This is a genomic window from Pseudoxanthomonas sp. LjRoot125 (assembly GCF_964252705.1).
GTDB lineage: Bacteria > Pseudomonadota > Gammaproteobacteria > Xanthomonadales > Xanthomonadaceae > Pseudoxanthomonas_A.
The window spans coordinates 370,493-393,493 of the sequence record NZ_CAXUOY020000001.1 but is presented as its reverse complement, the minus strand read 5'-3'; the positions used below and the strand labels follow the sequence as shown (position 1 = coordinate 393,493).

At 66.2% G+C, this 23,001-nt stretch carries 19 protein-coding genes; 10 read left to right on the top strand and 9 right to left on the bottom strand.

What is annotated here, in order from left to right:
- The first annotated feature begins 34 nt into the window (after window positions 1-34).
- Window positions 35-832, top strand: a complete 798-nt coding sequence (locus ACSION_RS01845; protein WP_435304599.1) for a TatD family hydrolase — start codon at window positions 35-37, stop codon at window positions 830-832.
- A gap of 39 nt (window positions 833-871) precedes the next feature.
- Here ACSION_RS01845 and ACSION_RS01840 read toward each other — a convergent pair whose 3' ends face one another.
- Window positions 872-2,125 carry a hypothetical protein gene (locus ACSION_RS01840; RefSeq protein ID WP_435304598.1) on the bottom strand — a complete coding sequence of 418 codons (1,254 nt, stop codon included), beginning with the start codon at window positions 2,123-2,125 and terminating at the stop codon, window positions 872-874.
- Between the two features lie 100 nt (window positions 2,126-2,225).
- The gene (locus ACSION_RS01835) at window positions 2,226-2,552 is read right to left on the bottom strand and encodes a hypothetical protein (protein WP_435304597.1); all 327 of its coding nucleotides are present in this window, start codon (window positions 2,550-2,552) and stop codon (window positions 2,226-2,228) included.
- A 182-nt stretch (window positions 2,553-2,734) separates the two neighbouring features.
- Between ACSION_RS01835 and ACSION_RS01830 the strand changes: the two genes are divergently transcribed.
- A complete protein-coding gene (locus ACSION_RS01830; RefSeq protein ID WP_435304596.1) occupies window positions 2,735-4,666 on the top strand; it encodes a winged helix-turn-helix domain-containing tetratricopeptide repeat protein in 1,932 nt (643 codons plus the stop codon).
- 21 nt (window positions 4,667-4,687) lie between these two features.
- Here ACSION_RS01830 and ACSION_RS01825 read toward each other — a convergent pair whose 3' ends face one another.
- From ACSION_RS01825 to ACSION_RS01810, 4 genes are read right to left on the bottom strand one after another with little or no spacing between them, the layout of a single operon-like run.
- Window positions 4,688-5,590 (bottom strand): epimerase, encoded by a 903-nt coding sequence (locus tag ACSION_RS01825; protein ID WP_435304595.1) that lies wholly within the window; start codon window positions 5,588-5,590, stop codon window positions 4,688-4,690.
- Window positions 5,587-6,516: a 2-dehydropantoate 2-reductase gene (gene panE / locus ACSION_RS01820; protein WP_435304594.1), complete on the bottom strand. Its 930-nt coding sequence runs from the start codon at window positions 6,514-6,516 to the stop codon at window positions 5,587-5,589. Before panE ends, ACSION_RS01825 begins: the two co-directional genes overlap by 4 nt.
- The gene (locus ACSION_RS01815; protein ID WP_435304593.1) at window positions 6,516-7,286 is read right to left on the bottom strand and encodes an ABC transporter permease; all 771 of its coding nucleotides are present in this window, start codon (window positions 7,284-7,286) and stop codon (window positions 6,516-6,518) included. The genes panE and ACSION_RS01815 overlap by 1 nt, the downstream gene beginning before the upstream one ends.
- A complete protein-coding gene (locus ACSION_RS01810) occupies window positions 7,283-8,251 on the bottom strand; it encodes an ABC transporter ATP-binding protein (RefSeq protein ID WP_435304592.1) in 969 nt (322 codons plus the stop codon). The genes ACSION_RS01815 and ACSION_RS01810 overlap by 4 nt, the downstream gene beginning before the upstream one ends.
- 100 nt (window positions 8,252-8,351) lie before the next feature.
- Here ACSION_RS01810 and ACSION_RS01805 point away from each other — a divergent pair, with 100 nt between their 5' ends.
- The 8 genes from ACSION_RS01805 to ACSION_RS01770 all read left to right on the top strand — a co-directional run bounded on the left by ACSION_RS01805 (window position 8,352) and on the right by ACSION_RS01770 (window position 18,496).
- A complete protein-coding gene (locus tag ACSION_RS01805) occupies window positions 8,352-9,116 on the top strand; it encodes a ferredoxin--NADP reductase (protein ID WP_435304591.1) in 765 nt (254 codons plus the stop codon).
- A 964-nt stretch (window positions 9,117-10,080) separates the two neighbouring features.
- Window positions 10,081-11,307 carry an IS256 family transposase gene (locus ACSION_RS01800; protein WP_435304588.1) on the top strand — a complete coding sequence of 409 codons (1,227 nt, stop codon included), beginning with the start codon at window positions 10,081-10,083 and terminating at the stop codon, window positions 11,305-11,307.
- A gap of 1,505 nt (window positions 11,308-12,812) precedes the next feature.
- Entirely contained in the window at window positions 12,813-12,995 is a 183-nt protein-coding gene (locus ACSION_RS01795; protein ID WP_435304590.1) for a hypothetical protein, read from the top strand.
- Window positions 12,967-13,431 (top strand): NADAR family protein, encoded by a 465-nt coding sequence (locus tag ACSION_RS01790; protein ID WP_435304589.1) that lies wholly within the window; start codon window positions 12,967-12,969, stop codon window positions 13,429-13,431. The genes ACSION_RS01795 and ACSION_RS01790 overlap by 29 nt, the downstream gene beginning before the upstream one ends.
- 53 nt (window positions 13,432-13,484) lie before the next feature.
- Window positions 13,485-14,711 (top strand): IS256 family transposase, encoded by a 1,227-nt coding sequence (locus tag ACSION_RS01785; RefSeq protein WP_435304588.1) that lies wholly within the window; start codon window positions 13,485-13,487, stop codon window positions 14,709-14,711.
- 309 nt (window positions 14,712-15,020) lie between these two features.
- Window positions 15,021-16,529, top strand: a complete 1,509-nt coding sequence (locus ACSION_RS01780; protein ID WP_435304587.1) for an alpha/beta hydrolase — start codon at window positions 15,021-15,023, stop codon at window positions 16,527-16,529.
- A gap of 42 nt (window positions 16,530-16,571) precedes the next feature.
- A complete protein-coding gene (locus tag ACSION_RS01775) occupies window positions 16,572-17,318 on the top strand; it encodes an ABC transporter ATP-binding protein (protein WP_093489086.1) in 747 nt (248 codons plus the stop codon).
- Window positions 17,315-18,496 (top strand): ABC transporter permease, encoded by a 1,182-nt coding sequence (locus tag ACSION_RS01770; RefSeq protein ID WP_435304586.1) that lies wholly within the window; start codon window positions 17,315-17,317, stop codon window positions 18,494-18,496. Before ACSION_RS01775 ends, ACSION_RS01770 begins: the two co-directional genes overlap by 4 nt.
- Before the next feature lie 110 nt (window positions 18,497-18,606).
- Here ACSION_RS01770 and ACSION_RS01765 read toward each other — a convergent pair whose 3' ends face one another.
- The 3 genes from ACSION_RS01765 to yidC form a co-directional block, all read right to left on the bottom strand.
- On the bottom strand, window positions 18,607-19,602 hold the full coding sequence (locus tag ACSION_RS01765) for an energy transducer TonB (RefSeq protein ID WP_435304585.1): 996 nt from the start codon (window positions 19,600-19,602) through the stop codon (window positions 18,607-18,609).
- Between the two features lie 241 nt (window positions 19,603-19,843).
- Window positions 19,844-21,184, bottom strand: a complete 1,341-nt coding sequence (gene mnmE, locus ACSION_RS01760) for a tRNA uridine-5-carboxymethylaminomethyl(34) synthesis GTPase MnmE (RefSeq protein WP_435304584.1) — start codon at window positions 21,182-21,184, stop codon at window positions 19,844-19,846.
- 88 nt (window positions 21,185-21,272) lie between these two features.
- A complete protein-coding gene (gene yidC, locus ACSION_RS01755; protein WP_435304583.1) occupies window positions 21,273-22,991 on the bottom strand; it encodes a membrane protein insertase YidC in 1,719 nt (572 codons plus the stop codon).
- Window positions 22,992-23,001 lie beyond the last annotated feature (10 nt).

The window sequence follows — 23,001 nt, the reverse complement described above, 5'->3', positions numbered from 1 at the left end:
GCGCCAGCGGGACCCGACCGACTAAAATGCGGGCATGGATCTCATCGACATCGGCGCCAACCTCACCCACGAAAGCTTCGACCACGACCGCAACGCGGTGCTCCAGCGCGCGCGCGAAGCGGGCGTGGTGCAGCAGGTGGTCACTGGCGCCAGCCGCGAGCATTCGCCGACGGCCCGGCGCCTGGCGCAGGCGCATCCGGGCGAGCTGTTCGCCACGGCAGGCGTGCACCCGCACCACGCCACCGAGTACACCGACGAATGCGACGCCGAGATGCGTGCACTGCATGCGCATGCCGAAGTCGTCGCGGTGGGCGAATGCGGGCTGGATTATTTCCGCGATTTCTCGCCGCGGCCGGCGCAGCGCAAGGCGTTCGAGCGCCAGCTGCAGATCGCGGTGGACACCCGCAAGCCGCTGTTCCTGCACCAGCGCGACGCGCATGACGACTTCGTGGCGATGATGAAGAACTTCGACGGCCAGCTCGGCCCGGCCGTCGTGCACTGCTTCACCGGCACGAAGAAGGAACTCTTCGACTGCCTCGACCAGGACTGGCACATCGGCATCACCGGCTGGCTCTGCGACGAACGCCGCGGCCTGCACCTGCGCGAGCTGGTGAAGAACATCCCGGCGAACCGGCTGATGATCGAGACCGACGCGCCCTACCTGCTGCCGCGCACGGTGAAGCCGCAGCCCTCGCATCGCCGCAACGAGCCGATGTACCTGGCCCACATCGTGGCCGAGCTGGCGCGCGACCGCGGCGAGGACATCGAGGTCACCGCCGCCGCCACGACGGCGACGGCGCGCGCGTTCTTTCGGCTGCCGCCGACAGGGTGAGCGCCACGGTCGGGTAGCGCTCGACCCCGGGCGTCCGCATCAGCGACGCCTCGGCCGCAGGTAGTGGCGGACCACGTAGTTGCCGATCTTGTTGCCCTGCTTCAGGCCGTCCATGCACGCGGTGCGGAAGTGGATGCCGGCGTAAACGCGCGACATCGCCGCCTCATGTTCGGCCTGCGACAGCGTGTCGAAGTGGCGTTCGATCCCCGCGGCGGACAGCGTGTAGGGCAACGCGTCGGTGCCCAGCAGGCGGCGCAGCACTTCCATCGCGCTGGCGGTCAGCCCCGACAGGCCACTGGCATAGTCCGGATACGGGGGCGTGACCAGGTACGGCAACCACTGCGCGTTGCCGGCCGCCTGGATCGCAGTGACCGGCCGCCAGAAGAGGTAGCGGTACTTGCCTTCGAACAGACCGAAGGAGGCATCGGCCTGCGCCATGTTCATCAGGGCGAACAGGCGCGCGTGCTGCCAGAGGTCCAGGCCGCGCCCCGCGACGACCTGCTGCGCGATGGCATTGGCATTGGCGCCGCCGCCGGCCCAGTAACGCGCCGCTCGGCTTTCGTACGAGTCGACGTTCTGCGGCGCTCCGCGCACCGCTGCGCTGCCGACCGCCATCACTTCCTGGTAGTCGCGCCGGTAGGTGCCGCTGCGCAGGTTCATCAGCGGCGAGGGTCCGGCGCCGAACTGGGTGACGCGGCCCAGCGCGAACGGCTTCACCTTGCCCCAGTTGCCGAATAGCGGGGCCGCGAAATTGGGCGGCGTGGGCTGGTACACGCCCGGCAACAGCGGAGCCGCGTACGGCGCGTGCGGCGTGGCGGCGCCGTCGTTGGCCCGCAGCGCAAGGATCGCCTCCGCCGCCGCGGCACCGACCGCGATGCCGTCGCTCACGCAGCCCGGATACGCCGCGGGACACGAGAGCCCGGCAAGATAGGTGTCGTACGTGGTCTCCAGCGCGGTCGCCTGCGAGGGCACGGTGATCGACAGCGTCATGTAGGCGGCGGTAGCGACCGCTGCCTCGGGCGAAGCGCCGCGCGCGGCGGGATGCGTGCCCGCATACGGCTCGTAGCGCGGCTCGATCGAATTCAGCGCATCGTGGATCGCCAGATGGGTGATCGCGTTGACGCGCGTCTGGATCGGCGGCGCTCCGGCGGCGGTGGCGGTCTGCCAGGCCGTGGTGTTCCAGTCGGTGACGGCATCGGCCTGGGCCAGGCCGGGCAAAAGCGCTGCGAACAGCAGGACGAAACGACGTCGACGAGCGAAGCGTCGCCGGGCCGCGTTGGACATCAGGTTCATGGTGGACTCCTTTCGGGGTGGTGAAGGGCCGCCTGGCAGGGCGGCGATCGGTCCGCGCCGGAGAATGGCGGTCCGGAGCGGGCGTGCACGGCGGCGCAGCTCAATCGCTGCGCCGGTTGTCGGCCATGCGGCGCGCTTCCGACGAACGGGACGGCACGCGTTCGAACACCACGCGGTGCGGCCGCGCGTCGTGGCGGCGGCAGGCGCGGCGGGCTTCGGCCATCAACGCCGCGCGGCTGGCGTAGACCTGGCCGATGTTGTGTTGACCCAGCAGCGCGCCCACCTCGTGCTGCGGCGGCAGGCGTGGATGCGCGCAGTCGATCGCGATGCGCGGCGCGGCGGCGTCATCAGGGCCGGCGGGCCCGGCGATCGCGGGCGCGGCAGTGGACAGGACGACCAGGGCGACGATGGCGGCGTGAAGCTTCATGGCGTTCTCCTCGGCCCGGGAATCGGGCGTCGGCGGCTAGCGTCCGCCCCACGGGACGACCGGTCTTGAGGAAACGCTGAGGCGGGCGCGGAAATACCGCCCGGAAGCTTGGGGAATGCTTAGGCCGACCCTTCCCGCGCGCTGCGTTGAAGGAAGACCGATCCCGGGGATGCCGCGCCGCCATGTCCTCGCCCGCCCATGAGCTTCGCTTCGGCGACACCACCATCGACTTCACCGGTCGACGACTGTGGCGCGCGGGCGAAGAACAGGCGCTGGAGCCGAAAGCGTTCGCCGTACTGGCCCTGCTGGCCACCGAGCCCGGTCGCGTCTTCACCCGCGATGAGATCCTGGATGCCGTCTGGGGCCACCGCCATGTCACCCCGGGCGTGCTGAACCGGATCGTCACCCTGCTGCGGCATGCGCTGGGCGAAGACGCCCACCATCCGCGCGTGCTGCACACCTTGCATGCCGTGGGCTATCGCTTCGATCTTCCCGATGCCAGCGAACCCGTCACGCGCGACGACGTGCCTGACCGCGTGTCGAGCACACGACGCCGCACCGCGCCGGCGGCGCTCTGGTATGTCGCGCTGCTGGTGGCGAGCAGCACCGCCGTCGCCTGGTGGTGGTCGTCCGGCAGGACGACCACGGCGCGTCCGGTACCGACCGTCGCGGCCGTCGCCGCGCCGCCGACGCTGGTGGTGATGCCGCTGAAGCCGATCGGCGACGGCGAGAGCGTGCGGATCATCGCCGACGGCCTCGGCGAGGAGCTCATCTGCAGCCTGGCGCAGGTGGAAGGCCTGCGGGTGATCGCACGGGACTCCACCCGGCTGGCCACCGGCGCTTCGGCCGACCCGGCCACGCTGGTGCAGCGACTCGGCATCACCCACGCACTGGAAGGCAACCTGCAGCAGGCGGGCCAGTCGCTGCGCGTGCGCTTGCGCCTGGTCGATGCGCAGGGCGGCGGCACGTTGTGGACGAAGGATTTCGATCGGGACGCGTCCGAAGTCCTGCTGCTGCAGCGGGACATCGCCGAAACCGTCGCCGGTTCGCTGGCGCTGCGGCTCGGACTGACCGAGGCGCCCTCGCGCAGCGGCGATGCCGAATTCCTGCGTCGCTATCACATCGCACGCGCCTTGGTCGGACTGCGGGAGTTGCCGCCCGAGGCGTCCACCGAGCGCGCCGAACGCGAGTTCCGCGCGCTGCTGCGCGAACGTCCCGACGACGCCCGCGCCCATGCCGGCCTGGCACTGTCGCTTGAGATACGCGCCCAACGACGGCCCACGCTGGCCGCCACCCTGCGCGAGGAAGCCGTGCGCGAAGCGACGCTGGCGCAACGCCTGGATGCGACCCTCGCCGAGCCCTACTTCGTACTCGCCGCGAACGCCTGCATCGCGGACGACTGGGAACGCTGCCTGTCCCTGCAGGAGCGCGCATTGCACGTGAATCCCAGCAATGCCGAGATGGGCTTCGGCCTGACCCTCTCGCTGGCGCGGCTGGGCTATCTCGACCGCGCCGAAAAGCGCGCGCGCGAACTGCAGGCCCGCGATCCACTGGGTCGCAACGGTGGCTTCATGATGGCGCGCGTACTGGATACCTTGGGTCGGCACGACGAAGCCCGCCGACTCCTGGAACCCCTTCCCGCTTACGCCGCCTACGCGCGGTGGTTCAACGCGGTGTGGCGCAAGGATTACGCCGGCGCGCTACGGATCGCAGAAGCGGAGATCGGCGGGCCGAACCACCCCGACGCGTACGCGAAGCGGCTCGCGCCCGGATACGTCGCGGCCTCGGAGGCGTTGATCGATCCTTCCCGCTGGCCTCACGCCGTCGCAGAGTTCGAGGCCTACGAAAAAGCCACCGGCATGGCGAACTTCTCTCGCGTGCTGGTGCCCGGTGCCGCCGACAACGCGGCCCCCCTGATCGACGAACTCAATGAAGTGCGCCAACGCGGCTATTCCACGTGGGACTTGTTGCTGTGGACGAAGGACCTGGCTTACCTGCGGCGCGACCCGGCGTTCCAGCGCTTCCTGCGCGACAACGGCATCCTCGCCTACTGGCGTGCGCATGGCTTTCCCATGCAGTGTCGTCCGGAAGGTGAGGGAGCGGTCTGCGATTGAGCCGTCGTCTTCGCGGCCGCCTCAGACCGAAGCCCCGCGCCCCTCGCCCACCTGCCACAACGCCTCCAGGCCCTGGCGATAGTCCGCGTGGCGCGGATGCCAGTGCAGCGCTTCCTGCGTCTGCCGTGGATCGATGCGCTTGCTCGCACCGTAGAAGCGCTGCCGTGCGGGCGAGGCGCGCGCGGCATCGTAGGGCTCCGCCGGCGGAAGTGGCAGGCCGCTGAGGTCGGCGGCGAACGCGAGCACGTCCTGCGGCGGTGCCGGCAGCCCATCGGCGAGCAGGTAGATCGCATCGGGTGTGCGGGTATGCCACAGCGAAGCGATGAGCGCGTCGCACGCGTCTTCGACATGGATGCGGTTGAACACCAGCCCGGGCTTCACCAGATGCCGCGCCTCGCCATCGGCGAGCTGGCGCAGCGCGTTGCGCCCGGGACCGTAGATTCCCGCGAGCCGGAATACGCCGCATGCGATGCCGCGCCGGTGCGCCAGCGCCTGCCACTGCGCTTCGGCACGCAGCCGCGAACGCGCCGCGTCGTCGTTGCCGTCGGCGACGGACGAGGCATCGACGATGCCGCCTTGCCGGTCCGCATAGACGCCGGTGGAAGAGAGATAGCCCAACCAGCGCAACCGATCGTTCGACGCCAGCGCATCGGCGAGCAATGGCAGGGCGGGATCGCCGTTCGCTTCCGGCGGCATCGAACCGAGGATCGCGTCGGCGTTCGCCAGGGCTGCGAGCAGGACCGCATCGACCGGCGTGCCGCCCTCGAAACGGCGACGCGAGGCATCCGAAGGGTCGGGCGTCCGCGTGGTACCGACGCAATCCACGCCCAGCGCGCGCAGGCGCTGCACGAAACGCGTACCGGTGTAGCCCATGCCCAGCACCACCAGCCGCCGCAGCCAGGGCGGCGGCAACGACATGCTCATGCGCTCCGTTGGGCCTCGTACGCCTGCAGCGAGATCCACGCGGCCTGCAGCCGCGGCGCGTCGATACCCTGTGCGATGGCGCGATGGAGCATGTCGCCGACGATGTGCGCAGCTTCGACGCGCTGGCCGGCTTCCAGATCCCGCAGCATCGACGCCTTCATCGGCGAACCGGCGGTCGTCAGCGTTTCGCGTGCCGATGCCCGTGCCGGCGGCGGCACCGGCTGGCCCGATGCGGCGGCGACCGCCAGGCATTCTTCATGCAACGCGCCCATGAACGCCGTGCCGCCCTCGCCCGCCACGATCATGCCGATCGGCGCGCGCATCAGGCAGGTGCCGGCGGCGAGCGCGGTAAGGAAGCTGTACTTCGTCCATTGCGCCTGCGCGATGTCAGGCGTGTACAGGTGATCGACGCCGGCCTGCGCGCACGCGGCGGCGAACGCTTGCAGGCGGCCATCCGCGGCCTGCCCGTCGCGTTCGCCGAAGGTCATCGATGCGGGTTTGCCGAGGTGCAGGATTTCGCCGTCAGCGCCCAGCGTGGCGCTGATGAAGCACAGCCCGCCAAGCACGTTGTCGAAGCCGAAGCGCGCATCGATCGGTTCGTAGTGGCGCAGGCCGTTGAGCAGCGGCAGCACGCGGGCGCCCGCATCGACCGCCGGCGCGATGGCCTCCATGGCGCTCCCGAGGTCGTAGGCCTTGCAGCTCAGCAGGATCAGGTCGAACGGCGCGGCATCCCGGAGTTCATCCGCAGTGATGACCTGGGCGGGCACATCCGCATCGCCCAGCGGGCTGCGGATGCGCAGACCGCGTTCGCGCAGCAGCGCCGCGCGCGCGGGACGCACCAGGAAGCTGACGTCGATCCCCGCCTGCGCCAGCCGGCCGCCGAAGTAACCGCCGGTGCCGCCGGCGCCGAGCACGAGCAGGCGCATCAGCTGCGCAGCCCCACGCCCTTCTTCAGCAACCACAGGCCAAGCGCGGCCAGGCCGACGACGAAGCCCAGCATCAGCGCATAAGCGATCCACAGCGGCACGTCGCTGGTGCCGAGCAGGCCGTAGCGGAATGCGTTGACCATGTAGAAGATCGGGTTCGCGTGGGTCAGCGCTTCCGCCCAGGGCGGCAGCAGCGTCACCGAATAGAACACGCCGCCCAGGTAGGTCAGCGGGGTCAGGATGAAGGTCGGCACGATGGCGATGTCGTCGAACTTCTTCGCGTAGGCCGCGTTGACGAAACCGGCCAGCGAGAAGATCGTCGCGCCCAGCAGCACCGTGGTGATGGTCACCAGCGGATGCGGGATGCGCACCTTGGTGAAGAACATCGCGATCACCAGCACGATGGCGCCGACCATCAGGCCGCGCAGCACCGCGCCAGCCACGTAGCCCAGCAGGATCACCCAGTTCGGCATCGGGCTGACCAGCAGCTCCTCGACGTGGCGGCCGAACTTGGCACCGAAGAACGAGGAGGAGATGTTGCCGTAGCTGTTCTGGATGATGCTCATCATCACCAGGCCCGGCACGATGAACTCCATGTACGTGTAGCCGCCCATGTCGCCGATCTGGCGACCGATCAGGCCACCGAAGATCAGGAAGTACAGCGTCATCGTGATGGCCGGCGGCACCAGGGTCTGGCCCCAGATGCGCAGGATGCGGGCGACTTCGCGGCGGACGATGGTGCCCAGCGCGACCATGTTCGGGGAACTCATGCCGCCTTCTCCTTGGCGCCATCGCCATTACCGGTCATGCGCACGAACAGCTCCTCGAGGCGGTTGCTCTTGGTGCGCATCGAACGCACGCGGATGCCAGCGTCGTTGAGCGCGGCGAACACGCGGTTGAGATCCATCGCGCGCGGCATGTCCAGGTCCAGCGTGTGCGCGTCGGTGGCGACCAGCGTGGTGCCCTCGATCACCGGCAGCTGCGCGGGCAGTTCGCCGTCGATGTCGAACAGGAAGCCTTCCACGTCCAGCTTGGCCAGCAGCGCGCGCATCGGGCCCTGCTCGACGATCACGCCGTGGTCGATGATGGCGAGGTTGCGGCAGAGGCTCTCGGCCTCTTCCAGGTAATGCGTGGTCAGGATGATCGTGGTGCCGGCGGCGTTGATGTCCTTCAGCGTTTTCCACATGCCGCGGCGGATCTCGATGTCCACGCCGGCGGTAGGCTCGTCCAGGATCAGCAGCTTCGGCCGGGTCATCATGGCGCGGGCGATCATCAGCCGGCGCTTCATGCCGCCGGACAGCGTGCGGCTCATGACGTGCGCCTTCTCCCACAACTGCGCGCGCTTGAGTTCCTCCTCGGCCCGCACCAGCGCTTCGGCGCGCGGGATGCCGTAGAAGCCCGCGTAGTTCACGCAGATGTCGAGCGGCTTCTCGAACATGTTGAAGTTGATTTCCTGCGGCACCAGGCCGAGCAGGCGCATCGCGCCGTCGCGGTCCCGGTCGATGTCCACGCCGAACACGCCGACCTGTCCGCTGCTCTTGTTGACCAGCGAGCTGACGATGCCGATCAGGGTGGACTTGCCGGCGCCGTTCGGGCCCAGCAAGGCGAAGAAGTCGCCGGGTTCGACGCGCAGCGAGACGCCCTTGAGGGCCTGGACGCCGGTGTCGTAGACCTTGCGCAGGTCGGTGATGGCCAGCGCGGGAGCAGCGGCCGATGCCGCAGGAGGAGACGCCATGGGAGCCTTGCGGTGCGCCGCGGGGGCGCGGTGGGAGTGCGAGCGCTTATTATAGGCGTCCCGCCGGGGCCGCCCCGGGCCACACAGTGTTCCAGCCGCCTTGGCGATCGCGCATTTCCCGTTGAAGCTCGTCGGACGCCGCATGCTGGCGCCCAGCGTGGGCCACTACAGCTTCGTCCGCGACGACGGGCAGCCGCTGGACTTCATCCCCGGCCAGTTCATCCAGGTGCATTTCACCTACGCCGACGGCACGGCGACCAAGCGCAGCTACTCGCTGGCGACGATCCACGACCATGCGCTGGGCCCGGGCGAAGCCGTGGAGATCGCGGTCAGCTACGTCCCCGGCGGCGCGGCGACGGCGTTGTTCGAAGGCCTACCGGAGGGCGGCCACGTCGAGGCGAGTGGTCCGTTCGGCCGCTTCTGCCTGATGCCCGGCGACCAGAACCGGCGCTACCTGCTGATCGCCACCGGCACGGGCGTGACCCCGTACCGCGCGATGCTGCCGCAGTTGGAAGCGTTGATGGCCGAACGCGGCGTGGAGGTGGTCCTGCTGCAGGGCGCGCGCACGCCGGGCGAACTGCTGTATGGCGATGATTTCCGCGACTTCGCCGATACGCATCCCGGTTTCCGCTTCGTGCCGTGCTTCTCGCGCGAACTGCCCACCGATCCGCATGCCGACGTGCGCCAGGGCTACGTGCAGCAGCAGCTGGCCGAGTTCGTACCCGATCCCGCGCGCGACATCGCCTACCTCTGCGGCAACCCCAACATGGTGGATGCCTGCTTCGACGCGCTGAAGGCGCACGGCCTGCCGATCCCGCAGATCCGGCGCGAGAAGTACGTAAGTACAAGTCCTCCAAAACGCTAGTTGACAAGGTGACAAGCCCTGTTTTCTGAAGGTAGGCTCAGCCAGTCGTCGTCCGAGCTGGCTTATGCGTTGGATGCTGCCCCCTGACGAGTTTTTTCTGAAGCTACGGGTACCGAAGCTTCAGTTCGTTCCGATTCTTATTGACGATCGGGAAGGTTTCCCTTTGGAGGCCAACCTCTACGTTACAGAGCGTTCGTTGGGAGAGTGGGCGCCGGGGCTTAGAGACGGTCAAGATCCAGTTATTCCGACCCAGAGGTCGAGAGGGAACATTGCCTCCCGAGTTTGTGCCTTCTTTCAATGGCTCGATAAGAACCCAGATCTGGACTGGAGAGAGATCGAGTATCCGGATCATTTGCTACTCAGATATCAGCCTCAACTACTTAGGGGGCAAGGGTCGGCTAGCGGTAAGCCCCTAGAAGCAAGCACCGTCAATCTCTACCTGGATGAAGCCAGTTCGTTCTTGAGCTGGGCTGCGATTCGCGGACACCGACGTCCCTTCAAGGTGCCGTCATCACGCGGATCTGGCCCCCCACTTAGTGGGCGCAACTCCAAACCTCCGTCGACTCGACATGGAAGGATTCAGATTAGGGAGAGCTCTGCGCTAGAACGGCTGCCAATGCTTACTGAGCTCCAGCCTTGGATCTCGTCGGTCAAGGCACGGCATCCAGTGAAGGCGCTGATGTTTGAGCTGATGATGAGAACGGGACTTAGGATTTCAGAAGCGAACCAGCTTCGCTTGACCTGTTTCCCTCGCGAGATCGACTGGAAGTCATCTTGGCGCAAACGAGGCGAGGTGCCCGTTTCGGTCAAGTATGGCGTCAAGGGAGGCAAGGTAGAACCCTCTTCCAGTCTCAGCACACGATCAAGACTGATCTTTGTGCCAATTGATCTGGCCGAAGAGCCTGTCCTAAATTTTGTGTAACCGGGCCCTTGGCAGGAAACTGCCGCCAGACCCGGAGACACGATGACAACCCGCAAGCACGAAGTACCTGAGGAATTGTTGGCCAGCTTGATGGCCAACTACAAGAAGCCCGAAGACCTGATCGGCGAGAACGGCCTGCTCAAGCAGCTGACCAAACTGCTGGTGGAGCGGGCGCTGGAAGCCGAGATGGCCGAGCACCTGGGCCATGAGAAGCACGACCCGGTCGGCAACGCCGAGGGCAACGCCCGCAACGGCAAGAGCCGCAAGGTGTTGAAGGGTGACTTCGGCGAGATGCCGATCGAGGTGCCGCGCGACCGGCAAGGCAGCTTCGAGCCGCAGATCGTGCCCAAGCACCAACGGCGCTGGAACGGCTTCGACGAGCGCATCCTGTCGTTGTACGCCCGCGGCATGACGGTGCGCGAGATCCAGGCGCACCTGCAGGAAATGTATGGCACGGAAGTGTCACCCAGCCTGATCTCCTCGGTCACCGACGCGGTGGTCGACGAGGTCAAGCTGTGGCAGGGCCGGCCGCTGGATGCGGTGTATCCGATCGTCTACCTCGACTGCATCCACGTGAAGGTGCGCGAGGGCGCGGTGCGGGTGAAGGCGGTGTACCTGGCGATTGGCGTCACGCTGGCCGGCGAGAAGGAAGTGCTGGGCCTGTGGCTGGCGCAGACGGAAGGGGCGAAGTTCTGGCTGCAGGTGGTGACCGAGCTGCGCAATCGCGGCGTGCAGGACATCTTCATCGCCTGCGTCGACGGGCTGAAGGGTTTCCCCGAAGCGATCGAGGCCGTGTTCCCGCAGACGCTGGTCCAGCTGTGCGTGGTGCACATGGTCCGACACAGCCTGAACTACGTGACCTGGAAACGCCGACCGGAAGTGGCCGCCGACCTGAAGCGCATCTACACCTGCGCCACGGCGGCGGAAGCCGAGCAGCGCCTGTCCGAGTTCGAGGCCAAGTGGGACGCCGAGTACCTGCCGATCAGCCAATCGTGGCGTCGCAACTGGGCGCGGCTGACGCCGTTCTTCGACTTCGCCCCGGAGATCCGCAAGGTGATCTACACCACCAACGCGATTGAGTCGGTGAACTTCAGCCTGCGCAAGCTGACCAAGCACCGCGGCGCGTTCCCGACCGACGAAGCGCTGGTGAAGCTGATGTACCTGGCGCTGCGCAACATCAGCAAGAAGTGGACGCTGCCGATCCGCGACTGGAAGGCCGCGTTGAACCAGTTTACGATCCAGTTCGAGGGACGACTCCCTCAGCTGTAAACCGAAATCCGGTTACACAAAAATCTGCACAGGCTCCTCATCGCGGCTGTTGCTCACCTAAGTGAATCAGGTTAACCCTCCGATCAACCCTCCCAGCGCCACCGGCAGGGTCCACGACCACAGGTAGGAAAGGCCGCCCCTACGGGCGGCCTTCATGTTGCTGACCGGGCCCGATTGCTCGGTAGCGGCGCGATCACACAGCGCGGGTTACCTCTCCCCTGAAACAGGCCAGGGAGGGCACTGAGGCGCGCTTAGCGGCGCGGGCGCGAACGAAAGTGGCGGCGGACCAGTTCCCGGCGGCCGAAACGGCTGCGGGTGTAGGCGCGCACCGACACGATCTTGGCCGTAAGGCTCATGTTCGTCTCCGTGTTGCGTGAGAGAACGGTCTTTGGCCTAGGGTCAGTTCCCGAGTTGACACAATTTCGGGATACGGGAATTATCATCTTTGTCGGGCCACTCAGTTCGACGCGGACGCACCTAGGACGGTCCGGCAGGAGAGTCGTTCTCGTTAACTCCCACTGCCCGTTTCTAGTCATCTCGCTAGCGCGCCAACGCTCTCGTGATGACCAAAATGCGTTCTTCGTTTTAAAGAACAAACCCAGTCTTCAACGGCTGGGTTTTTTCTTGCCTGCGGAGCACGCCTTAATACAGTTGTGTCCGCTTCAAGTTATCAACGTAGCGACGGGGGTGGGCCCTGTCAACCTGATTGACATGACTTTCGTGTCGGTTACGTACACCGGCGTGTAAAGCCCTGTTTTCCGGGTTTATAAGGTGCTTTCCACTTCTGAACGAAGTGCGTTTAAACGGCCAACTTGTCGGCCGTTTGTTTGCAGCCAGAAGTGCGCAATGTCCGTCGCACGGCGTGCGACTTTTCCCCAGCTGGGACGGCTGTGCGAGTACGCAAGGCTTCTGTGCTCGTAGCCGTCTGCGGCTGCTTTATCCGAGGTACTGCCAGCTTCTGTCGCGAGGGGCTCTGTACGGCTAGCAGCTACACGGCGAACACCTTTCGGTGGCGCGGCCTGATACCTGCCGGCGGGGGTTTGGCGTGGCTCGCAGCTGCACGGCGACAACCTTTCAGCCGCTGCTCGGCCGCCATTTCAGCTCTTGCAGCCGCATGTTTGGACGATCGATCAAGAAAATTTGGCATTTCGGCCGTTTTTTGAGCCCGGCATGTCTTGTGTCGCCTAGCAGTGAGCCAGCTTGTTGATCGCCTTGTTCTTGGTGGGGATGCGAGGGGGCAACTGGTGCGCGGCCAATTCCGCATCGTGGATGTGGCTGCGGGTCAGCAAAGCTGCCTTTGAGGACGTACGGAGTGGGTCCACTTCACCGCGCAGATTCCGGCAGCGCCCTGGCCAGTCTCAACCTGTGTCGCGACTAAGTTCAATACTATTAGCAAGGAATAATGTACTGCACTTTTACATACTAAAGACTGTGTTAAGATTGCATATCACAGCACCTGAGTGGTTGGAATGCCCAGAGGAAGGCCACGCCGCAAGACGGCAGTGATGACGCTTCGGATCGAGCCGGCCATCAAGGCCGCCGCCGAGATCGCGGCAGAGCGCGACAGGCGCAGCCTGACCAGTTTGGTTGAGGTGCTAATCCTCAATCATTGCGAAGCGCTTCAGATCAGCATCGACGAAATAGAAACGGAGCCCGCGCATGACAAAGAAGACCGCAAAGCCCCCTAAGACCGCTAAAGCAATGAAGCCCCGCTCGGCGCAAGCCGCCCAGGCGGTGGACGAGGTACGCTTCTACCGCTCAAACGAAAAGCCGTATGGCGTGTTCAGTAATCTCTTCAGGTCTGAAGTTGAATTCGAAGGTCTTGTTTACCCGACCGCCGAACACGCTTACCAGGCCGGAAAGGCGCGGAAGGAGGTTGTGCGAGATTGGATCCTGGCAGCGCCAACACCCGCATTGGCGGCCATGGCTGCACATGGCCTCTACGTTTGGGATGTAAAGCCCGACTGGGCTAAAACAAAGTTCGACCGCATGCGTGGCGTCCTTCGTGCGAAGTTTACTCAGCACCCCAAACTGGCCGAATTGCTCCTATCGACTGGGAGTGCTCGGCTCGTCGAAGTGGGTACAGTGGACAATGCGGTAAATCGACTTTGGAGCCTGTCCTAAATTTTGTGTAACCGGGCCCTTGGCAGGAAACTGCCGCCAGACCCGGAGACACGATGACAACCCGCAAGCACGAAGTACCTGAGGAATTGTTGGCCAGCTTGATGGCCAACTACAAGAAGCCCGAAGACCTGATCGGCGAGAACGGCCTGCTCAAGCAGCTGACCAAACTGCTGGTGGAGCGGGCGCTGGAAGCCGAGATGGCCGAGCACCTGGGCCATGAGAAGCACGACCCGGTCGGCAACGCCGAGGGCAACGCCCGCAACGGCAAGAGCCGCAAGGTGTTGAAGGGTGACTTCGGCGAGATGCCGATCGAGGTGCCGCGCGACCGGCAAGGCAGCTTCGAGCCGCAGATCGTGCCCAAGCACCAACGGCGCTGGAACGGCTTCGACGAGCGCATCCTGTCGTTGTACGCCCGCGGCATGACGGTGCGCGAGATCCAGGCGCACCTGCAGGAAATGTATGGCACGGAAGTGTCACCCAGCCTGATCTCCTCGGTCACCGACGCGGTGGTCGACGAGGTCAAGCTGTGGCAGGGCCGGCCGCTGGATGCGGTGTATCCGATCGTCTACCTCGACTGCATCCACGTGAAGGTGCGCGAGGGCGCGGTGCGGGTGAAGGCGGTGTACCTGGCGATTGGCGTCACGCTGGCCGGCGAGAAGGAAGTGCTGGGCCTGTGGCTGGCGCAGACGGAAGGGGCGAAGTTCTGGCTGCAGGTGGTGACCGAGCTGCGCAATCGCGGCGTGCAGGACATCTTCATCGCCTGCGTCGACGGGCTGAAGGGTTTCCCCGAAGCGATCGAGGCCGTGTTCCCGCAGACGCTGGTCCAGCTGTGCGTGGTGCACATGGTCCGACACAGCCTGAACTACGTGACCTGGAAACGCCGACCGGAAGTGGCCGCCGACCTGAAGCGCATCTACACCTGCGCCACGGCGGCGGAAGCCGAGCAGCGCCTGTCCGAGTTCGAGGCCAAGTGGGACGCCGAGTACCTGCCGATCAGCCAATCGTGGCGTCGCAACTGGGCGCGGCTGACGCCGTTCTTCGACTTCGCCCCGGAGATCCGCAAGGTGATCTACACCACCAACGCGATTGAGTCGGTGAACTTCAGCCTGCGCAAGCTGACCAAGCACCGCGGCGCGTTCCCGACCGACGAAGCGCTGGTGAAGCTGATGTACCTGGCGCTGCGCAACATCAGCAAGAAGTGGACGCTGCCGATCCGCGACTGGAAGGCCGCGTTGAACCAGTTTACGATCCAGTTCGAGGGACGACTCCCTCAGCTGTAAACCGAAATCCGGTTACACAAAAATCTGCACAGGCTCATAAGCAATGCATTGGGCATTTCCATCCGAGATCTACTGGTGGATCTCGATTGACCAAGTTCAAGATTGCCGCCCGTCTGATTTCTTACGAGTTGTCTCATACCCTAGAACAGTAGGTGTCATCAGAAGCGCCGTACGTTCGCTGTGCCTATACGTCTAGGTTGATCTTTAGCCGGTCAGCAGCAAATAGCACCGGGCGCATCGGCCTTCGGTCACATCCGTCCCTCTGCCCCGTCATGGCATGCTGGAACCAGCCTACAACGGGACAGATACATGGAATTCCAGTTTCGTCGAACACTCGCGCCGGCCTTGGGCGCCTTGATACTCGCCGGTTGCAATGGCGCGGCCCCGGGCCCCGACCAGCAGGCCGTCCGCCACTACGGTGAGCTCTCTTTCAAGCCCTGCACGCTGACCGCGCCCTACCTGACCACCAACGTCGAAGCGCAATGCACGACGTACGAGGTGGCCGAGGATCCGGCCAAGCCGGAGGGCCGCAAGGTCGCGCTCAACATCGCCTGGCTGCCCGCCACCAACGAAGGCGCGGCGACCGAGGACCCGGTGTTCTTCCTCGCCGGCGGCCCGGGCCAGTCGGCCGTGCAGGTCTGGCCTGCCATCGATGGCGCCTTCCGCGAGGTACGCAAGTCGCGCCACATCGTGCTGGTGGACCAGCGCGGCACCGGCAAGTCGAACCCGCTGTCCTGCAAGGACGATGAAGGCCGCAATGCCTACGGCGATGCCGAGGACATGAGCGAAGCGTCGGCGGTCGAATTCGCCCGCGCCTGCGCGGCGTCGCTGCAGGCCGATCCGCGCTTCTACACCACCAGCGATGCCGTGCGCGACCTGGACAGCGTGCGCAAGGCGCTGGGGGCGACGAAGATCAACCTGGTCGGCGGCTCGTACGGCACGCGCGTGGCCCAGCAGTACGCGATGCACCACCCGGACAGCACGCGCAGCGTGGTGATCGACGGCGTGGTACCCAACGAGCTCGTGCTGGGCAGCGAACATGCGCGCAACCTGGACGCCGCGCTGGCCCTGCAGTTCCAGCGCTGCCAGGCGGACGCGACCTGCAAGCAGCGCTTCGGCGACGACCTGCGCGGCCAGCTGCGCACGCTGATGACGGGATTGGCGACCACCCCGGTGAAGACCGAGTACCGCGACCCGTCCACCGGCGAGCTGGTCACCGGCGAGGTCACCGCCGGCACGGTCGCGGGCATCACCCGCATGTACTCCTATTACCCGCAGGGCGCGGCGTTGCTGCCGCTGGTGTTGAACGAAGCCCAGCAAGGCCGCTACGGCTCGCTGATGTCGCTGGCCAAGCTGCTGGAAACGCAGGTCGGCGACCAGTTCATGCACGGCATGCAGCTCTCGGTGATCTGCGCCGAAGATGCGGACCTGCTGAAGAACGATCCCGCCGACAGCGACACGGTGCTGGGCAACGCGCTCGGCGACACCCTGAAGGCGCAATGCGGCGCCTGGCCGACCGGCACGCGTCCGGCGGATTTCCACACCGCGTGGACCTCCGATATCCCGACGCTGGTGACGTCCGGCGAGATGGACCCGGTAACCCCGCCGCGCTATGGCGAGCAGGTGCTGCGCACGTTGTCGAACGGCCGCCACCTGGTGCTGAAGGGCCAGGGCCACGGCACGTTCGCCGTGGGCTGCATGCCCAAGCTGCTGGGCCGATTCCTCGAGACGGCCGACGCCAAGGGCCTGGACGCGAAATGCCTGGACAGCCTCGACTACGTACCGCCCTTCACCAGCTTCAACGGCTGGGAGCCGTGAGCCGCGCCCTGCGCGCCCGCCCAACTCAATGGACATGACCTCATGATCATCGCCAACGATCTCCACAAGACCTTCAAGACGAAGACCGGCACCGTCACCGCGGTGGACGGCGTCAGCTTCACCGCCCGCGACGGCCAGATCACCGGCCTGCTCGGCCCGAACGGCGCAGGCAAGACCACCACCATGCGCATGCTGTACACCCTGATGTCGCCCGACCGCGGGCAGGTGACCGTGGACGGCATCGACGCCACGCAAGATCCGGTCGCGGTGCGCCGCGCGCTCGGCGTGCTGCCCGACGCGCGCGGCGTGTACAAGCGCCTGACCGCACGCGAGAACATCGCCTACTTCGGCGAACTGCACGGCCTGTCGGCGGCGCAGATCGCGGCACGCACGCAGGCACTGTCCGATGCGCTCGACATGGGCGACATCCTCGACCGCCAGACCGAGGGCTTCAGCCAGGGCCAGCGCACCAAGACCGCGATCGCCCGCGCACTGGTCCACGACCCGCGCAACGTCATCCTCGATGAGCCGACCAACGGCCTGGACGTGATGACCACGCGCGCGATGCGCGGCTTCCTGCGCCAGCTGCGCGACGAAGGCCGCTGCGTGATCTTCTCCAGCCACATCATGCAAGAGGTGGCCGCGCTCTGCGACCGCATCGTCATCATCGCCAAGGGCACGGTGGTCGCCGCCGGCACCGCCGACGAGCTGCGCGAACAAGCGGGCGAGGACAACCTGGAGGATGCATTCGTCAAAGTGATCGGTTCGGAGGAGGGCCTGGTGGCATGAACATGTTCCGCATCGTTTTCACCGTGATGCGCAAGGAATTGCGCGACCTCTCCCGCGATCGCCGCACGCTGGCGCTCGCCCTTTTCCTCGGCCCGCTGCTGTATCCGGCGCTGATGCTCGGCATGGGCTACCTGACCGAGAACCGCATCCGTACCCAGGTCGACAAGACGCTGGAGATCCCGATGGTCGGCGCCGAGCACGCACCTAACCTGGTGAAGTTCCTCGCCACCAACGGCATCACCGCCGCAGCGGCGCCGGAGAACCTGGATGCGGCGATCCGCTCGCAGGAGATCGATGCCGCGCTGCGCATCAGCCCCGACTATGCCGAAGACTGGCGCAACGGTCGTCCCGCCCTGGTCGAGATCATCCGCGACAGCACGCGTCGTGACGCGGACATCCCGACGCAACGCCTGCAGGCGGCGCTGAACGCCTACAGCCAGCAAGTCGGTGCGTTGCGCCTGCTCGCACGCGGCGTGGATGCGTCGGTCGCGCGACCGGTCAACATCGGCTTGCAGGACATGGCCACGCCGGAGGCCAAGCAGGGCATGCTGCTATCGGTGCTGCTGCCTTACCTGCTGATCCTGACGTCCTTCATCGGCGGCGCCTACCTGATCCTCGACGCAACGGCCGGCGAGCGCGAACGCCAGTCGCTTGAGCCCTTGCTGGCGACCCCCGCACCACGCAGTGCCGTCGTCAGCGGCAAGATCGCCGCCGCGTGCGTGATCGGCCTGGCCACCCTGCTGCTCACCCTGCTGGCTTTCAAGTTCAGCGCGCAATTCGCGGGCACGCTGGGACGGCAATTGAACGTGTCCTTCCTGGCGATCGGCAAGATGCTGCTGATCCTGGTCCCGATGTTGTTCATCGGCACCTCGCTGCTCACGTACCTGGCGGCGTCGGCCAAGAGCATGAAGGAGGCGCAGAGCCACATGACGTGGCTGATGCTGCTGCCGATGATCCCCACGTTCGCGCTGATGGCGAATCCGCTGAAGAGCCAACTCTGGCAGTTCGCGGTGCCGTTCCTGGCCCAGAACCAGTTGCTGCTCAAGGTCATCCGCAACGAGTACATCAGCGCGCAGACATGGCTGATCTACGTGGGTGCGGCGTTTGGCGTGGCGGCCTTGCTGTGGTTCGCGGCGGTGCGTCGCTATCACCAGGAAAAGCTCGCCATCGCCGGCTGATGTCCGTGTCGTTTTCGTCCAAACGGCCACCTCGCGGTGGCCGTTTGCATTGAGGGCGGAAAACGAAAACGCCGGCGCAAGGCCGGCGTCTTCGTTCCCATCGGGCGCGATCAACCGCCCGGACTGAAGCCGATCGTCCGGCGCGTGGTCACCGGCGCATCCACCGGCTCAAACCGCCAACGTCGTACGGCGTTCAGCGCTTCGCGATCGAATACGCGAGCGGGCGTGGCGCGTACGACGCGCGCATTGGTCACCGAACCATCGGTACCGACGGTGATCTCGACCAGCACCTCGCCCTGGGTACCGGACCGCAGGGCTTCGGTGGGATAGCGCGGTGCAGGCGTGCTGACGGCGCGCAGCGCCTGGCTCGGTGCGGCCGCGGGCGCCGCCGCACGCGCGGCGGCGGCCTGGCGCTCGGCAGCTTCTCGTTGCGCGGCGGCCTGGCGTTCGGACTCTTGGCGCGCGGCTTCGGCACGTGCGGCTTCCTGCTGCTGTGCGAGCTGCTGCGCGGCAGCGGCTTCGGTCGCGCGCTGCTGTTCGGCCTGCTGGGTCAGGCGCTGCTGTTCCTTCAGCTTCGCGTCTTCGGTAGCTTTCGTCTTGGCGGCTTCGTCGGTGACGGCGCGTTGGGCGACCGCCTGTTGGGCCGTGGTGATGCTCTGCTGCAGGCGCGGCAACGCCGGCTGCTTCGGATCAGCCTTTTCGATGATCGCTGCCAGGCGCTGGGCTTCGGGGAACTCCTCGCGCGCGATGCTCTGTTCGGCCGCGATCACCGTGTAAGGCAACAGGTCCGTCAGTGCACTGGTGACGCCCGGATCGTTGGGGAGCTTGTCGCGCAGCGCGAGGTAGTACTCCATCGCGTTGTCGCCGCCGGGGGCGTAGATACGGTTTTCGCGCAGCGCTTTGGTGGCCGCTTCGCGCAAGGCGTCGGCATCCATGGCCTGGACCTGGGCGGACACCGCCGGCGGGGGCGGCGTGGCGGCAGGCGTGGCGGCGGTGGTTGCGGCCGGTGCAGCGGCTTCATCCTGCTTCGAGCAGGCGGCCACGGCAACGACCAGCAACAGCGGCGCGGCATAGCGCAGGCGCCCGGTCTTGCGAATCAAGGACATCGTTTCTACTCCCCCAAAGAACGTTTCTAATGATGGCGATGCCCCGGCGCCGGCGCGCGGCTTCGGGGCGGATCGGTCGGTGCGGGCCCGCTCTCCGGACACCTCTTCCCGGCCAAAGGCCCAGTGGAGAGCGGTGCGATGCCTGTTTCGGGTACCCCTACCCGATGCTCAGGGTACGTCGGCGCCTCACCGACCACACTTGATGCACGTCACACTTTTATCGCGATTCGTGGCTTGAGCGCTACTTGCCGATGCAGAACGTGGAGAACACGTGGCCCAGCAGGTCGTCGGCGCTGATCCGACCCGTGATTTCGCCCAGCGCGTCGTGGGCCAGGCGCAACTCCTCCGCGGCCAGTTCCAGGTGCTCGTGCTGCAGGTGCAGGTGGGCCGTTCCGGCGTGGCCAGCTGCCCGCTGGAGGGCCTCGACATGGCGCGCGCGCGCAGAGAACTCGCCTTCGGCACCCTCGACCGAATGCCCGGTCGCCAGCGCGCGTAGTCGCTGATGGAGCGTGCCGAGACCGGTGCCCCGCGCCGCCGAGACATGCACGGTCGTGGCGTCGTCCCGTGGTGGGTCGGCCAGCAAGTCCATCTTGTTGTGGATCCACAGGACCGCGGGCACGCCGGCGATGTCATCGGCGACGGCGGAGCGTCCCGCACCCGGGTCGCGCGCGTCGACCACCACCAGCGCCAGGTCGGCGCGCTGCAGTTCGGCGCGCGCGCGACGCATGCCTTCGCGCTCGATGGCATCGCCGTCGTCGCGCAATCCGGCGGTATCGACCAGATGCAGCTCGAGCCCATCCAGGCGGATCGTCTCGCGCAACGTGTCGCGCGTGGTGCCGGCGACATCGGTGACGATCGCACGGTCACTGCCCGCCAGCGCATTGAGCAGCGAGCTCTTGCCTGCGTTGGGGGGACCCACGATCACCGCATGGACACCATCGCGCAGCTTGCGCCCACGCTCGGCATCGACGATCAGCGTATCGAGCCCTTCCCGCGCGACGGACAAGCGCGCGCGCACCTGTTCGCCGCCCAGGGTATCGAGCGGTTCGTCGGCAAAATCGATCGCGGCTTCGACATGCACGCGCAGCGCCAGCAGGTGCGCTCCCAGCGCGTCGACGCGTTGCGAGAACGCACCGTCGAGCGATCGGCGAGCCGCGCGAGCCGCGCGCGTATCGGCAGCGGCGATCAGGTCGGCGATGGCTTCCGCCTGCGCCAGATCCAACTTCCCGTTGAGGAAGGCGCGCTCGGAAAATTCGCCCGGCCTGGCCACACGAGCACCGAGCGAGCAGGCGCGCGCCACCAGTTGCTGCAGTACGACAGGACTGCCATGGGCTTGCAGTTCGACGACATCCTCGCCGGTGAAGCTGGCAGGCCCAGGGAAGGAAAGCGCGATGCCATCATCGATGACGACGCCATCGACCTCGAGGAATCGGACGTGGTGCGCGCGCCGCGGGTGCAGCGTGCGCGCTGAAATCGTCTGCGCGATGCGACGTGCTTCGGGACCCGACAACCGCACGATGCCGACGCCGCCCGCGCCCGGCGCACTGGCGATCGCGACGATGGTGTCCTGTGCTGCGTTCATGGGATATCGCGTTGGCCCGGGCTTTTAGCGTAGCGGAAACACGAAGCCCGCCGGAGGGCGGGCTTCGTGGCGGTTACCGTGTCGCGGCTTACTTCGCGATGGCGGTCTTCGGCGGCGTGGCCGATTCGCCATGACGCTTGGTCATCCACCACTGCTGCAGCAGGCCGAGCGCACCGTTGGTCACCCAGTACAGCACCAGGCCCGAGGGGAAGAAGGCCATCATCACGCCGAACACCAGCGGCATGAACTGCATCATCTTCTGCTGCATCGGATCCATGCCCGGCGCCGGCGTCAGCTTCTGCGTCAGCCACATCACCAGCATGTTGAGCACGGGCAGGATGAAGTACGGATCGCGCGCAGTGAGGTCCTGGATCCAGGCGAACCACGGTGCCTGGCGCAGTTCGACCGATTCGACCAGCACCCAGTACAGCGCCAGGAACACCGGCATCTGCACGAGGATCGGCAGACAGCCGCCCATCGGGTTGATCTTCTCCTTCTTGTACAGCTCCATCATGGCGACCTGGAACTTCTGCTTGTCGTCGCCGTAGCGTTCCTTCAACTGCTGGATGCGCGGCTGGAACTTGCGCATCTTGGCGAAGCTCTTGTATTGCGCCGCCGACAGCGGATACAGCGCCAGCTTCACCAGGATCACCAGGCCGATGATCGACCAGCCCCAGTTGCCGATGAAGCCGTGCAACAGGTTGAGGATGAAGAACAGGCCCTGGCCGATGAAGTCGAAGATCGCGAACTGGCTGTAGTCCACCACGCGGTGCAGGCCGGTGACGTTGGTCTGCTTGATCTTGTCGACCAGCTTGGGCCCTACCCACAAACGCGCGGTCGTGGTGGCCTGCTGGCCCGGACCGACGTTCACGCCAGGACCCATTTCGCGAATCAGTGCCTGCGTGTTGCCGGCAGGCGTATCCAGCGAGATGGTGGTGGTATCGGTGGACTGCGGGATCCACGCACTGAAGAAGTGGTGCTGCAGGATCGCGATCCAGCCGTCCTTGACCTGCTTGTCGACGCGGCCGTCTTCCAGGTAGTCCTCGTTGAACTTGCGGCGCTGGTAGCCGCCGTCCCACCAGGTGGCGCCGTTGAAGCTGAAGGAGTCAGGATTGGTCATGCCGCTCTTCACCTGCGGCGGCGTGCGCAACAGTTGGCGGTAGACAGTGCCTTGCCAGGTGCCTGCACCAGCGTTGACCACTTGGTCGCTGACTTCGATTTCGTAGCTGGCGCGCTTGAGCGTGTACGTGCGGCGGATGGTGACGCCATCCGGGCCCTGCCACACGAACGGCATGCTGATGCTGTCGCTGCCCTGGGCCAGGACCGCTTCGCCCGCACCGTTCTCCGGTACGAACGCATGATGGTCGGGCGCCTGGGCGCCACTGCTGACCCAGCCGCTTTCGGCAACGTAGTAATGCTGCGGATCATCGCTGAACAAGCGCACCGGGCCACTGCCGGGGGTCTTGCTGGCGGGGTAATGCAGCAGGTCGGCCTGCAACACGCTGCCACCATCCAGCACCAGGCGCAGGACGTCGTTGCTGAGGGTCACGCGCGCGGCCGCGGAGCGAGCGGCAGGCGAGGCACCAGCCACCGCGGGCGCCACCGTCGGTGCGGCCGGTACCGTTCCGGCGGGCGTCGCCGCGACGGGGGTCGCTGAAGGCACCGTGCTGCCGGTCGAGGCGCCCGTGGTTTGGGCGGCCACCGTGGCCGCCGGTGCGGGCGCTGCCTTGTCCCGGCTCCATTCGAACCACAGCAGGGTCGCCACCATCAGCCAGGCGAAGATCAGGAATACACGGGTCTGGTTCATCAGGCAGGCA

What these genes read in the sequence shown, in the direction of transcription:
- ACSION_RS01845 (WP_435304599.1), top strand. Translation starts at nt 35, where the DNA reads ATGGATCTCATCGACATCGGCGCCAACCTCACCCACGAAAGCTTCGAC.
- ACSION_RS01840 (WP_435304598.1), bottom strand. Translation starts at nt 2,125, where the DNA reads ATGAACCTGATGTCCAACGCGGCCCGGCGACGCTTCGCTCGTCGACGT.
- ACSION_RS01835 (WP_435304597.1), bottom strand. Translation starts at nt 2,552, where the DNA reads ATGAAGCTTCACGCCGCCATCGTCGCCCTGGTCGTCCTGTCCACTGCC.
- ACSION_RS01830 (WP_435304596.1), top strand. Translation starts at nt 2,735, where the DNA reads ATGTCCTCGCCCGCCCATGAGCTTCGCTTCGGCGACACCACCATCGAC.
- ACSION_RS01825 (WP_435304595.1), bottom strand. Translation starts at nt 5,590, where the DNA reads ATGAGCATGTCGTTGCCGCCGCCCTGGCTGCGGCGGCTGGTGGTGCTG.
- panE (WP_435304594.1), bottom strand. Translation starts at nt 6,516, where the DNA reads ATGCGCCTGCTCGTGCTCGGCGCCGGCGGCACCGGCGGTTACTTCGGC.
- ACSION_RS01815 (WP_435304593.1), bottom strand. Translation starts at nt 7,286, where the DNA reads ATGAGTTCCCCGAACATGGTCGCGCTGGGCACCATCGTCCGCCGCGAA.
- ACSION_RS01810 (WP_435304592.1), bottom strand. Translation starts at nt 8,251, where the DNA reads ATGGCGTCTCCTCCTGCGGCATCGGCCGCTGCTCCCGCGCTGGCCATC.
- ACSION_RS01800 (WP_435304588.1), top strand. Translation starts at nt 10,081, where the DNA reads ATGACAACCCGCAAGCACGAAGTACCTGAGGAATTGTTGGCCAGCTTG.
- ACSION_RS01795 (WP_435304590.1), top strand. Translation starts at nt 12,813, where the DNA reads ATGACGCTTCGGATCGAGCCGGCCATCAAGGCCGCCGCCGAGATCGCG.
- ACSION_RS01790 (WP_435304589.1), top strand. Translation starts at nt 12,967, where the DNA reads ATGACAAAGAAGACCGCAAAGCCCCCTAAGACCGCTAAAGCAATGAAG.
- ACSION_RS01785 (WP_435304588.1), top strand. Translation starts at nt 13,485, where the DNA reads ATGACAACCCGCAAGCACGAAGTACCTGAGGAATTGTTGGCCAGCTTG.
- ACSION_RS01780 (WP_435304587.1), top strand. Translation starts at nt 15,021, where the DNA reads ATGGAATTCCAGTTTCGTCGAACACTCGCGCCGGCCTTGGGCGCCTTG.
- ACSION_RS01775 (WP_093489086.1), top strand. Translation starts at nt 16,572, where the DNA reads ATGATCATCGCCAACGATCTCCACAAGACCTTCAAGACGAAGACCGGC.
- ACSION_RS01770 (WP_435304586.1), top strand. Translation starts at nt 17,315, where the DNA reads ATGAACATGTTCCGCATCGTTTTCACCGTGATGCGCAAGGAATTGCGC.
- ACSION_RS01765 (WP_435304585.1), bottom strand. Translation starts at nt 19,602, where the DNA reads ATGTCCTTGATTCGCAAGACCGGGCGCCTGCGCTATGCCGCGCCGCTG.
- mnmE (WP_435304584.1), bottom strand. Translation starts at nt 21,184, where the DNA reads ATGAACGCAGCACAGGACACCATCGTCGCGATCGCCAGTGCGCCGGGC.
- yidC (WP_435304583.1), bottom strand. Translation starts at nt 22,991, where the DNA reads ATGAACCAGACCCGTGTATTCCTGATCTTCGCCTGGCTGATGGTGGCG.